10 protein-coding genes are annotated in these 11,995 nt (G+C 61.2%); 3 read left to right on the top strand and 7 right to left on the bottom strand.

From position 1 onward, the window contains the following. Positions 1–27: 27 nt before the first annotated feature. Positions 28–306 (bottom strand): hypothetical protein, encoded by a 279-nt coding sequence (locus ACTWLJ_RS15685; RefSeq protein WP_007963692.1) that lies wholly within the window; start codon positions 304–306, stop codon positions 28–30. 217 nt (positions 307–523) lie between these two features. On the opposite strand from ACTWLJ_RS15685, the gene ACTWLJ_RS15680 reads away from it, so the two are divergent. Continuing rightward, positions 524–1,561: a patatin-like phospholipase family protein gene (locus ACTWLJ_RS15680; RefSeq protein WP_445177480.1), complete on the top strand. Its 1,038-nt coding sequence runs from the start codon at positions 524–526 to the stop codon at positions 1,559–1,561. A gap of 141 nt (positions 1,562–1,702) precedes the next feature. Here the strand turns inward: ACTWLJ_RS15680 and ACTWLJ_RS15675 are convergent, their stop codons facing one another. The 6 genes from ACTWLJ_RS15675 to kdpF all read right to left on the bottom strand — a co-directional run bounded on the left by ACTWLJ_RS15675 (position 1,703) and on the right by kdpF (position 9,777). Continuing rightward, positions 1,703–2,398 (bottom strand): response regulator, encoded by a 696-nt coding sequence (locus tag ACTWLJ_RS15675; RefSeq protein WP_445177479.1) that lies wholly within the window; start codon positions 2,396–2,398, stop codon positions 1,703–1,705. Positions 2,399–2,446: 48 nt separating this feature from the next. Beyond that, complete coding sequence (locus tag ACTWLJ_RS15670) at positions 2,447–5,098, bottom strand: DUF4118 domain-containing protein (protein WP_445177478.1); 2,652 nt, start codon at positions 5,096–5,098, stop codon at positions 2,447–2,449. A gap of 127 nt (positions 5,099–5,225) precedes the next feature. Beyond that, the gene (kdpC, locus tag ACTWLJ_RS15665) at positions 5,226–5,771 is read right to left on the bottom strand and encodes a potassium-transporting ATPase subunit KdpC (RefSeq protein WP_445177477.1); all 546 of its coding nucleotides are present in this window, start codon (positions 5,769–5,771) and stop codon (positions 5,226–5,228) included. Between the two features lie 131 nt (positions 5,772–5,902). Continuing rightward, a complete protein-coding gene (gene kdpB, locus ACTWLJ_RS15660; RefSeq protein WP_445177476.1) occupies positions 5,903–7,960 on the bottom strand; it encodes a potassium-transporting ATPase subunit KdpB in 2,058 nt (685 codons plus the stop codon). A 24-nt stretch (positions 7,961–7,984) separates the two neighbouring features. Next, positions 7,985–9,679 (bottom strand): potassium-transporting ATPase subunit KdpA, encoded by a 1,695-nt coding sequence (gene kdpA, locus ACTWLJ_RS15655; protein ID WP_445177475.1) that lies wholly within the window; start codon positions 9,677–9,679, stop codon positions 7,985–7,987. An 8-nt stretch (positions 9,680–9,687) separates the two neighbouring features. Further along, entirely contained in the window at positions 9,688–9,777 is a 90-nt protein-coding gene (gene kdpF / locus ACTWLJ_RS15650; RefSeq protein ID WP_007963673.1) for a K(+)-transporting ATPase subunit F, read from the bottom strand. Positions 9,778–10,192: 415 nt separating this feature from the next. On the opposite strand from kdpF, the gene eat reads away from it, so the two are divergent. After that, positions 10,193–11,557, top strand: a complete 1,365-nt coding sequence (gene eat / locus ACTWLJ_RS15645; RefSeq protein ID WP_445177474.1) for an ethanolamine permease — start codon at positions 10,193–10,195, stop codon at positions 11,555–11,557. Between the two features lie 206 nt (positions 11,558–11,763). Further along, on the top strand, positions 11,764–11,931 hold the full coding sequence (locus ACTWLJ_RS15640) for a DUF2897 family protein (RefSeq protein ID WP_445177473.1): 168 nt from the start codon (positions 11,764–11,766) through the stop codon (positions 11,929–11,931). Positions 11,932–11,995: the final 64 nt, after the last annotated feature.

Genomic DNA, 11,995 nt, shown 5'->3' with positions numbered 1-11,995 from the left:
GCAGCATCCTTGCTTCACGTCAGCAGCTTAACGTCCGGCGCGGGATTCGCGAATGTAAAAGCGCGCTTTCTCAGCCTTGTTCGAGCAACCTTCGAAGCCTTCGAATTGCTGTTGAGTCTTGGCTGCCGTCAGCAACGACAGGGCTTTGGAGTAGCTCACGGTGCCGGCAAAGCCTTCGGCCTTGGCCAGATCCAGTTCGTGCCACGCCGCGTCGAGTTGGCTGCCGCAGCTGTCGCGGTAAGCGGTTTTACCGGCGCAACCGGCCAATGCCAGAGCAATCAACGGTACACAGATCCAGGCTTTCATCACTCACACCTCAAAGATAGGTCAACACTCGTGCAGGTAAGACGATGCGGCGACGAAAAAGTGCCTTGTCCGCCCTGCAAAGACTCGTGGCGACAAGGATAGCGTCGCGCCGTCACCCAGTATCGAAAAAACGACGCCATGGCGCTATCAATCGTTCCTGACGATTGAGCCGACCGTTCGATGGGTGCATTGTGCAACCTTGACCGGAGGAAGTTTGATGAAAAAACGAGTCGCACTGGTGCTGGGTTCCGGCGGCGCCCGGGGCTATGCCCACATCGGGGTCATTGAAGAAATCGAAAAACGCGGCTACGACATCGCCTGCATTGCCGGTTGTTCGATGGGCGCGGTGGTCGGCGGGATCTACGCCGCCGGCAAGCTGGACGAGTATCGCAACTGGATCGAAAGCCTCGACTATCTCGACGTCCTGCGCCTGGTGGACGTGAGTTTCCGGCTCGGCGCGATTCGTGGTGAAAAGGTTTTCGGGCAGATCCGCAAGATCGTCGGCGAAATGAACATCGAAGACCTGCGCATCCCCTATACCGCTGTCGCCACAGACCTCACCAACCAACAGGAAATCTGGTTTCAGGAAGGCTGCCTGCATCAGGCAATGCGCGCCTCGGCGGCGATTCCCAGCCTGTTCACCCCGGTGATGCAGGGCAACCGGATGCTGGTCGACGGCGGCATTCTCAATCCGCTGCCGATCGTGCCGGTGGTCTCAAGCCACTGTGATCTGATCATCGCGGTCAACCTCAACTCGACTAACCAGCGCCATTACAAACTGCCGGTAATCGAGCGCCCCGCCGCATTTCGCTCGCGCTTCGACAGCCTGATCAGTTCGCTGGGTTCGAAGATGCCGTTTCGCCGCACACAGGCCGAACAACTGCTCAAGCTCGAACAGGAGGCGTTGCGCGCCGAAGCAGCGGAGATCAATCCATGGCTCGAAGGTGCCGAGCCGGAAAGTCAGCAACCGGCCGCCGCCCCCGAACGCGCAGGTGCGCCGAAGTCCGCGACCGGTTCGTTCATCATCGATAACGTCGGGCCGGCGTCGTTGCTGGATTTGATCAACCAGAGTTTCGAGGTGATGCAGACCTCGCTGGCGCAGTACAAGATTGCCGGGTATCCGCCGGACATTCTGATCAACGTGCCGAAGCGGGTTTGCCGGTTTTTCGAGTTCTACAAGGCACCGGAGTTGATCGCACTGGGACGCGAAATCGCACGGGACACGCTGGATCGATACGAAAGTGAACAACAGTAAGAGCCCTGCTATCTGTCAGGGCCTCATCGCGGGCAAGCCCGCTCCCACAGGTGTCTCGGGTGTGTTCTAAATCGATACATCACACCGACCACTGTGGGAGCGGGCTTGCCCGCGATGAGGCCGGAACAGACAACTGGAGATCTAAGAACCCGCCTCCAGCAACCGATATCCAACCCCCGCCTCGGTCACGATAAACCGTGGCCGGGTCGGATCGTCCGCCAGTTTCTGACGCAAGTGCCCGACCACAATCCGCAGGTAATGGCTGTCCTCGGTATGGGTCGGCCCCCAGATATCCTTGAGCAACTGCTGCTGCGTGATGACCCGCCCCGGGTGCCGCGCCAGTTGCGCCAGCACCGCATACTCTTTACGGGTCAGCGCCACTTCAACGCCATCGAGCAGCACCCGCCGATAAGCCAGATCCACCGTCAACGGGCCGAAACTCAGCGCTGCGGGTTGCGCTTCCCCGGCCGGTGCCTGACGCAGCAATGCGCGCACCCGAGCGAGGAATTCCTGAATGCCAAACGGCTTGGTCACGTAATCATTGGCGCCACCATCGAGGGCCTGGACTTTCTGCCCTTCACTGGCGCGCACCGACAGCACCAGCACCGGCGTCGTGGCCCATTCGCGAAACTCGCGCAGCACTTGCTGGCCGTCCATGTCCGGCAGGCCGAGGTCGAGCACCAGCAAGTCCGGCTTGTTCAACGCTGCTTGGGCCAAGCCCTCAGCTCCGGTGCCGGCCTCAAGCACTTTGTAGCCCTGCGAGGCGAGGCTGATGCGCAGAAACTTGCGAATTTGCGGTTCGTCATCAATGACCAAAATGGTCGCGGTCTGGCTCATGAATTCACATCGACACAAAAGATTGGCAAGAGAGTAGCGCAGCCGGGATCAGGCTTCATTGTCCATCCCCGGTTGCGTCTGCAACGGCAGGTGCAAGGTAATGCAGGTGCCGCGCCCGTCGATGCCGTCAGCGACACTGATGCGTCCGCCATGCGCACCGACCATGCCCTGACAAATCGCCAGCCCGAGGCCCGTGCCCTGACCGCCGCGATCACCGCGTGCGGCGGTGTAGAACATGTCGAAAATCTTCGCCCGTTCGTCCTCGGGAATCCCCGGCCCTTCATCGCTGACCGAGAAGAAAATCTCTTCGTCATTGGCCCCGGCGCTAAGTTGCAAGCGGCCATGGGTGGGTGAGAATCGTGCAGCGTTTTCCATCACATTGACCAGCGCCTGTTCGATCAACGCCGCATGCACGAACAGCAGCGGCAGTTCGGCGGGCACGTCGGTGCTGACCTGCAACGGCGCCAGCACCGCACGCAGACGATTGAGCGAACTGCCGACGATGTCCGCCGGCGACACCCAGTCCCGCGCCAGTTTCAATGCACCGTGACCGAGACGGGTCATGTCCAGCAGGTTCTGGATGTAGCGGTCGAGGCGCTCGGCTTCATCGCGGGTGCCTTCCAGCAGTTCGCGGCGATCTTCCAGAGGGATCGCTTCGCCGAGCGCCAACAGGCTGTCGATGCTGCCGCGCATGGCGGTCAGCGGCGTGCGCAGATCGTGGGACACCGACGCCAACAACGCACTGCGCAACTGCTCGGTTTCGCCGTGTAGCCGTGCGGCTTCGAGGTCATCCGCCAGTTGCGCACGGGCCAATGCCTGCGCCAGCGGCTGGCTCAACGCTGTGAGCAAACGCCGACGCTGACCGCTCAAGGTCTGGCCTTCTTTGGCGCAAACACCGAGTAATGCCAGCGGCCCGTCTTCCACCGACAGCGGCCACCACCACCAACGACCGAGCGGCAAGGTGCCAGTGCCCATGCCGGCCGGTTGATCGTGTTGCCAAGCCCAATCGGCAGCGGCGCGTTCGGATTCGGAGAATTGCAGCGGCCCGCCGGTCTCGACTTTCCAGCCGCCCTGCCCGTCACGATTGAGCAGGCACAGTTGCAGATCGCTCCAGCCATTGAGGTGCTGGGCGGCGGCACTGACCACCGCTTGGCGATCGGTGGCGGCAGTCAGTTTGCGCGACAGATCGAGCAGTTCGGTGGTCTCTTCCTGGGTGTCGCGCAGCGCCTGCAATTGTCGACGCTGACGTGCCGCGAGGTTGCCGGTGAGCGCCGCCATCAGCAGGAAAAAACACAGGGTCAGAACGTCTTCTTCGCGTTGGATGGCGAAGGAAAAATTCGGCGGAATAAACAAGAAGTCGTAGGTCAGAAACGACAGCGCCGCACAGGCCAATGCCGGCCCCAGACTGCTGCGCACCGCCACCAGCAACACCGCCGCGAGGAACACCAGCGAGATATTCGGCAGCGGCAATACGCTGGAAACAGCCCACGCCAATGCGCTGGCCAGCACCGTCGCGACCAGCGCCAACGCGTAGTCAAACCACACCAGCGTCGGAGTGGTGCGCAGGCGTGGCTGATGGTGTTCCTGATCGCTGTCGAGGACGTTGATTTCCAGCCCATGGGCCTGACGCAACAACCGTGCCGCCAGACCACCACCGAACAAACGGCGGCGCAAACCTGGTCGAGACTGGCCGACCAGCACCAGACTTGCCCGACGTTCGGCGGCATGCTGGATCAGGGTTTTCGCCACTTCGCCGGCACGCAGCAACACCACTTCGCCGCCGAGTCGCTCGGCCAGTTGCTGGGCATTTTGCAGGCGCAGACGCGATTGCTCATCACGCACGGTGCCGTTGTCGACATGCACCAGACTCCACGGCAAATGCCGACGCTGGGCAACGCGGCTGGCATGACGAACCAGTCGTTCTGCATGCGCATCGCCATCGACACCGACCAGCAAGCGTCCGCGCACTGCCGGTGCGGCCTGACCGAGTTGCCGATAACCTTGGGCGAGATCGTTATCGACCTGCGCCGCTGCCGTTTGCATCGCCAGTTCGCGCAACGCGGTGAGGTTGGTCTGGGTAAAAAATGCATCGATGGCCGCCCGCGCCTGCTCCGGCACGTAGACCTTGCCTTCACGCAGACGCTCGAGCAATTCGCGCGGCGGCAGGTCGATCAGCAACAGCTCAAAGGCTTCTTGCAGGACCCAGTCCGGCAGGGTTTCGCGTACCTGCACACCGGTGATGCCGCGCACCTGATCGTTGAGACTTTCCAGATGCTGGACGTTGACCGTGGTGTACACGTCGATGCCGGCGGCGAGCAGTTCCTGAATGTCTTGCCAGCGTTTCGCGTGGCGGCTGCCGGGGGCATTGCTGTGGGCAAGTTCATCGACCAATACCAGTTTCGGCCTGGCCGCGAGCAGGCCGTCGAGGTCCATTTCCTCGAGCATCACGCCACGGTATTCCGAGCGCACCAGCGGCTGCTGGGGCAAGCCGCCGAGCAGTGCTTCGGTTTCGGCGCGGCCGTGAGTTTCGACGACCCCGGCGATGACCTTCACGCCCTGGCGCAATTGGGTGTGGGCGGCCTGAAGCATGGAATAGGTCTTGCCTACGCCCGGCGCGGCGCCGAGGAACACTTTCAGCCGGCCACGGCCATCGCGGGGCAGGTCTGCTAACAGCGCGTCGGCGCGGCCGGAATCGCTCATGCTTGAAATTCTCTACCTGAAGTTTGTGTATTGCATGGAATGCCGCCATCGCCAGCAGGCTGGCTCCCACAGGAGCTCACATTTCCTTGTGGGAGCCAGCCTGCTGGCGATTCGACGCCACGCCGAATCAGAGCTTTTCCAGTGCCATATTCAGCTCAAGCACGTTGACCACTGGCGGCCCTACCAGCGGCTGTTCGATATGCGCATCGAGCAGTTGCTGAAGAGTCGACACCGGCAGATTTCGCGCCGCCGCAACTCGCGCCAGTTGATAGGCAATTGCTGCTGGTGGCAAGTGCGGATCAAGGCCACTGCCGGAGGTGGTCAACAGCGCCAATGGCACCGGGCCCTGGCCGGGAACCTGCAACTTGTTGGCGTCGTCGATCACGCGAGTAGCGAGTGCCGGATTGCTCGGTGCCAGGTTGCTTGCGCTGCTCGAAACAGTAGCGAAAGCACCAGCCGATGGCCGTGGGTGAAACCACGCCTCACCGACGAAATCCTGGGCGATCAGCGATGAGCCACGGACTTTGCCGTCGGCGTCATGCACCAGGCTGCCATTGGCCTGATCGGGGAACGCGACTTGCGCGACGCCGGTGACGACCAGTGGATAGGCGACGCCGGTGATCAGGGTCATCAGCACCAGCAGGCTCAGGGCCGGACGTATCATTGTGGACATTTCAAAATCCTCGAATTCGGAGAACAAGTACTGCGTTGATTCAGGAGAACCAGCGGTGCATTCATCGCGAGCAAGCTCTCTCCCACAGGGGAATGCATTTCAAAGTGGGAGCGAGCCTGCTCGCGAATGGGTTAAACCAGATGCAACGCCGTCAATAGCATGTCGATCGCCTTGATCCCCACAAACGGCACCAGAATCCCGCCCAAGCCATAGATCAGCAGATTGCGTCGCAGCAACGCCGCCGCACTCGCCGCCTGCACCCGCACGCCACGCAGCGCCAGCGGAATCAGCGCAACGATGATCAGCGCGTTGAAGACGATGGCCGAGAGGATCGCGCTCTGCGGACTGGTCAGGTGCATGATGTTCAGCACCCCCAGTTGCGGATAAATCGAGGCGAACAGCGCCGGCAGAATCGCGAAGTATTTGGCCACGTCGTTGGCGATGGAAAAGGTTGTCAGCGCGCCACGGGTCACCAGCAATTCCTTGCCGATCTGCACCACGTCCAGCAGCTTGGTCGGGTCGCTGTCGAGATCGACCATGTTCGCCGCTTCGCGTGCGGCTTGCGTGCCGTCGTTCATCGCCATGCCGACGTCAGCCTGGGCCAGCGCCGGAGCATCGTTGGCGCCGTCGCCGCACATGGCGACCAGACGACCGTCGTTCTGCTCGAGACGAATGCGTGCGAGTTTCTTCTCCGGCGTCGCCTCGGCCAGCACATCATCGACGCCTGCTTCGGCAGCGATTGCCGCAGCGGTCAGCGGGTTGTCGCCGGTGACCATGACGGTGCGGATGCCCAGTTTGCGCAGCTCGGCAAAACGCTCGCGAATGCCCGGTTTGACCACGTCCTTGAGATGGATCGCGCCAAGCAGTTTGCCGTCGGCGCAGACCAGCAACGGTGTGCCGCCACTCTGGGCAATCTTGTCGATTTCACGGGACAGCGCCGGGGCCAGATCGCCACGTTGTTGACCGATGAACGCCAGCAGCGAATCCACCGCGCCTTTGCGGTAAACGCGGCCCTGATAGTCGACACCGGACAGGCGGGTTTCAGCGCTGAACGGTACGGCGGTCAAGGTATCCAGCGCCGGCTCAGGCAGCGAATTGGTGCCACGCAGAAACTCGACGATGGATTTACCTTCAGCGGTTTCATCCGCCAGCGAGGCGAACAACGCGCCTTCGGCCAGATCGCGGGCATTGACGCCCGGCGCGGCATACACCGCGCTGCAACGACGGTTACCAAAGGTGATGGTGCCGGTCTTGTCCAGCAGCAACACATGCACGTCACCCGCCGCTTCTACCGCGCGACCGGATTTGGCGATCACGTTGAGGCGCACCAGACGATCCATCCCGGCAATACCGATGGCGGACAACAGACCGCCAATGGTGGTCGGAATCAATGTCACCAGCAGCGCCACCAGAAACACCAGCGGCAGGCTGCCGTTGGCGAAACGGGCGAACGGTTGCAGGGTCACGACCACCACCAGGAAGATCAGGGTCAAGCCGATCAGCAGGATGTCCAGCGCGACTTCGTTCGGGGTCTTCTGGCGTTTGGCGCCTTCGACCAGCGCGATCATCCGGTCGAGGGTTGACTCGCCGGGATTGGCGGTGATCTTCACCAGCAGCCAGTCGGACACCAGTCGGGTGTTGCCGGTGACGGCCGAACGGTCGCCCCCGGATTCACGAATAACCGGCGCCGATTCCCCGGTGATCGCCGCTTCGTTGACCGCGGCGATCCCTTCGATGACTTCGCCGTCACCGGGGATCATCTCCCCCGCTTCGACGCGCACCACATCACCTTTGCGCAGCGCGGTGGCGGGCACTACCTGAAAGCTGCCATTGGCCAGTTTGCGCCGGGCGCTGAGGCCTTCGCTGCCAGCCTTAAGGCTGTCGGCGCGGGCCTTGCCGCGACCTTCGGCCAGTGCTTCGGCGAAGTTGGCGAACAGCACGGTGAACCACAGCCAGAGCGCAATTTGCGCAGCGACAAAGGTCGGTACCTCGGCGTCGGGAATGAAGCACAGCACGGTGGTGAAAATGGCGGTCAGTTCGACCACCAGCATCACTGGCGAACGCTTCAGTTGCCGTGGATCGAGCTTGACGAAAGCTTGCACCAGCGCCGGCCGCCACAGGGCCGAGATCGATGTTTTCGCTTGTTCCGGCGCCTTGACGGCGGCAGGTTTGATTGCGGGCATATTCATGATGCAGCTCCTAAATAGAGAGGCTTAGAAGCCCATGCTCAAGTGTTCGGCGATAGGGCCGAGCGCCAGGGTCGGCAAGAAGGTCAGGCCACCCACCAGCAAAATGGTCGCGGTCAACAGGGTCACGAACAGCGGGCCATGGGTCGGGAAGCTGTTCTGGCCGATCGGTGCGGTTTTCTTCATCGCCAGGCTGCCGGCCAAAGCCAGAACCGGAAGGATGTAACCGAAGCGTCCGATCAACATGCCAAGCCCCAGCATCAGGTTATGGAACGGAGTGTTCGCGCTCAGACCACCGAACGCCGAACCGTTGTTTGCACTCGCCGAGGTGTAGGCGTACAGCAACTGGCTAAAGCCGTGCGGCCCGGGGTTACTGATAGTCGCCGCCGCTGATGGCACGCTCGCGGCAATTGCGCCCAGCACCAACACGCCGACCGGCATCACCAGCAGCGTCACCACCAGCAATTGCACTTCTTTGGCTTGCAGTTTTTTGCCGAGGTATTCCGGTGTGCGACCAATCATCAGACCGGCGAGGAACACCGCGATCAGCACGTTGAGCAACATCCCGTAGAGCCCGGCACCGACGCCGCCGAAGATCACTTCGCCGACCATCATGTTCACCAGCGCAACCATGCCGCTGAGCGGGTTGAGGCTGTCATGCATGCCGTTGACCGAGCCGTTCGACGCAGCAGTGGTAGTCACCGACCACAACACCGTGGCGGTGGTGCCGAAGCGTGCTTCCTTGCCTTCCAGCGGTGCGGTCTGTTCGACGGCAGCGTTGTTCAGCGTCGGGTTCGGCTGATACTCGGCCCACAGCGAAGTGGCGCCGCCGATCAGGAACAGCGCCAACATGCAGGCGATGATTGCGCGGCTCTGACGCAAGTCTTTCACGTAGTGGCCGAAGGTGAACACCAGCGCCACCGGGATCAGAATGATCGAGCCGACTTCGAACAGGTTGCTCCACGCGGTCGGGTTCTCGAACGGGTGCGCCGAGTTGACACCGAAGAAGCCACCGCCGTTGGTACCCAGTTGCTTGATCGCAATCTGGCTGGCGGCCGGGCCGAGCGGGATCACTTGATCGACGCCCTGCATGGTCACCGCATTCACGTAATGCGCGAAGGTCTGCGGTACGCCCTGCCACACCAGAAACAGCGCCAGCAGCAAGCACAGCGGCAGCAGGCCGTAGAGGGTGGCGCGGGTCATGTCGACCCAGAAGTTGCCGAGGGTCTTGGTCGATTTGCGACCGATACCGCGACACAGCGCAACCAGCACGGCAAGGCCAGTGGCGGCGCTGACGAAGTTCTGCACGGTGAGGCCGACCATCTGGCTCAGATAGCTGAGGGTCGCTTCGCCGCTGTAGGACTGCCAGTTGGTGTTGGTCATGAAACTGACCGCGGTGTTGAACGCCTGCGTCCATTCCTGGCCCGGCAGATTCTGCGGGTTCAGCGGCAAGTGATCCTGGAACAACAGGATCGCGAACAGCAGCAGGAAACCGGCGAGGTTGAACGCCAGCAGAGCCAGCGTGTATTTCTGCCAGCTCTGTTCGGCCTGCGGATCGACACCGGCAACACGATAACAGCCGCGCTCGACCGGGCCGAGAATCGGCGACAGCCAGGTGCGCTGCCCTTCCATCACTTTGTAGTAGAAGCGCCCGAGAAACGGCGCCGGCAGCAGAACCACCGCGAAAAACGCGAGGATCAGCCAATAGTCATAACTGTGCATAGCCGCTCCTAGTTCCGGTCCGCGCGCAACAGCGCAACCAACAGATAAATGAACAGCCCCGCTGCCAACAGCAGGGACACCCCGTCCAGAACGCTCATGGAAGATCTCCGTGTTACGGCGTATTGCCGCGTGTGGAGTGATTGTCGGAAAAGTGGCTGTAAAGGAGCGAGGCCGAGGGGGTTGGCTGGGCATAAAGAAAGCGTAAAGAGTGGGTTTATGCGGGCTTTACAGGAGGGTTTTGCGTTGGCTGGGCGGGCCTCTTCGCGAGCAAGCTCGCTCCCACATTTTGAAATGCGCGCGTCCAGACACCGCTGAAACCTGTGGGAGCGAGCTTGCTCGCGAAGACGGCATAACGAGCAACATCGCACTCAACTGGCGCACAAAAAGCAGCTATCCCACCGCGAACATCCCCGATACGACAGCTTTCAACTCATTACGACTTGTTTCAGCGCACTGGCACGCCCACTGCACACGCCCTCCCCGAGCTTTCCAAACCGTTCAGGGAGCAAACGCATGAACACACAACTGAAACCCACGCTTGGCACGCTGCACTTGTGGGGCATCGCCGTGGGACTGGTGATTTCCGGGGAATATTTCGGCTGGAGTTACGGCTGGGGCGTGGCCGGCACATTAGGTTTTCTGGTGACTTCGTTCATGGTCGCGACCATGTACACCTGCTTTATTTTCAGCTTCACCGAACTGACTACCGCAATCCCGCACGCTGGCGGGCCGTTTGCCTACAGCCGTCGTGCGTTCGGCGAAAAAGGTGGACTGATCGCCGGGCTGGCGACGCTGATCGAATTCGTCTTCGCCCCGCCAGCGATTGCCTTGGCGATTGGCGCTTACCTGAATGTGCAGTTTCCGGCACTCGACCCGAAACACGCAGCGGTCGGCGCCTACATCGTGTTCATGGGGCTAAACATTCTTGGTGTAAAACTCGCGGCGACCTTCGAACTGATCGTCTGCGTGCTGGCTGTCGCCGAGTTGTTGGTGTTCATGGGCGTGGTTGCCCCGGCCTTCAGCTTCAGCAGCTTCGCTCTCAATGGCTGGGCCGGTTCGGATACCTTTGGGGCTCCGGCGATTGCCGGGATGTTCGCGGCGATTCCGTTTGCGATCTGGTTCTTCCTCGCCATCGAAGGCGCAGCCATGGCCGCCGAAGAAGCCAAGGACCCGAAACGCACGATTCCCAAGGCGTATATCAGTGGCATTCTGACTCTGGTTTTGCTGGCGATGGGTGTGATGTTCTTTGCCGGCGGCGTTGGCGACTGGCGTGCATTAGCCAACATCAATGACCCACTGCCGCAAGCGATGAAAGCGGTAGTTGGCGACAGCTCAGGCTGGCTGCACATGCTGGTTTGGATCGGTCTGTTCGGTCTGGTCGCGAGTTTCCACGGGATCATCCTCGGCTATTCGCGCCAGTTCTTCGCCCTCGCCCGCGCCGGGTATCTGCCGGCTTCGCTGGCCAAACTTTCGCGGTTTCAGACCCCGCATCGGGCGATCATCGTCGGAGGCATCATCGGTATCGCGGCGATCTACAGCGACGGGCTGATCAACCTCGGCGGCATGACACTGACGGCAGCGATGATCACCATGGCGGTGTTCGGCGCCATCGTGATGTACATCATGAGCATGCTCAGCCTGTTCAAACTGCGTAAATCGGAACCGAATCTGGAACGTACTTTCCGCGCGCCGTGTTATCCGCTGGTGCCGATCATCGCGCTGGTGCTGGCGGTGGTCTGCTTGATTGCGATGGCATGGTTCAATGCATTGATCGGGCTGATCTTCCTCGGTTTCATGGCGGTAGGATTTGGTTACTTCCTGCTCACCGGGCATCTGCGTGCCAACGCCCCCGCTGACGCAATGCTGACCGGGTTGTGAACACTGACAAGGGCTCCGAACATATTTGTAGGAGCTCACGAGTGAAACGAGGCAGCGATCTTTTGACCTTCTCTTGAGCCCAAAGCGGTGCTGAGGGCATAACGCGCCTAGAATGGAACCACTGCGGATTCATTTCGCTCAAAAGTGGTATGCAGCGTCGCACGGCGAAATCCTCGCCCGTCGATCTGCCCTTAAGGAGAGCCGTTATGCCCTGGTATGCCTGGTTGATTCTGGTCGTTGCAATCGGCTCGATCGTTGGCGGTCTGATGATGTTGCGCGACACCGCCAACAAGGTCGAACTGACCGATGACGAGCGCAAACGCGTAGCCGCACGCAACGCCGAAGCGGACGCCAAGGAAGCGCAGGACCGCTAACAAAAACCCCGCCAGATCGGCGGGGTTTGTGCTTTATATAGCCATTGGACGTATCTGCATGCTT

It is taken from the genome of Pseudomonas sp. McL0111, assembly GCF_052567255.1.
Note: the sequence above shows the minus strand (reverse complement) of the source record. Positions and strands in the feature narration are given on the sequence as shown.

Coding starts and splice junctions, on each gene's coding strand:
- ACTWLJ_RS15685 (WP_007963692.1), bottom strand. CDS start 306: ATGAAAGCCTGGATCTGTGTACCGTTGATTGCTCTGGCATTGGCCGGT.
- ACTWLJ_RS15680 (WP_445177480.1), top strand. CDS start 524: ATGAAAAAACGAGTCGCACTGGTGCTGGGTTCCGGCGGCGCCCGGGGC.
- ACTWLJ_RS15675 (WP_445177479.1), bottom strand. CDS start 2,398: ATGAGCCAGACCGCGACCATTTTGGTCATTGATGACGAACCGCAAATT.
- ACTWLJ_RS15670 (WP_445177478.1), bottom strand. CDS start 5,098: ATGAGCGATTCCGGCCGCGCCGACGCGCTGTTAGCAGACCTGCCCCGC.
- kdpC (WP_445177477.1), bottom strand. CDS start 5,771: ATGTCCACAATGATACGTCCGGCCCTGAGCCTGCTGGTGCTGATGACC.
- kdpB (WP_445177476.1), bottom strand. CDS start 7,960: ATGAATATGCCCGCAATCAAACCTGCCGCCGTCAAGGCGCCGGAACAA.
- kdpA (WP_445177475.1), bottom strand. CDS start 9,679: ATGCACAGTTATGACTATTGGCTGATCCTCGCGTTTTTCGCGGTGGTT.
- kdpF (WP_007963673.1), bottom strand. CDS start 9,777: ATGAGCGTTCTGGACGGGGTGTCCCTGCTGTTGGCAGCGGGGCTGTTC.
- eat (WP_445177474.1), top strand. CDS start 10,193: ATGAACACACAACTGAAACCCACGCTTGGCACGCTGCACTTGTGGGGC.
- ACTWLJ_RS15640 (WP_445177473.1), top strand. CDS start 11,764: ATGCCCTGGTATGCCTGGTTGATTCTGGTCGTTGCAATCGGCTCGATC.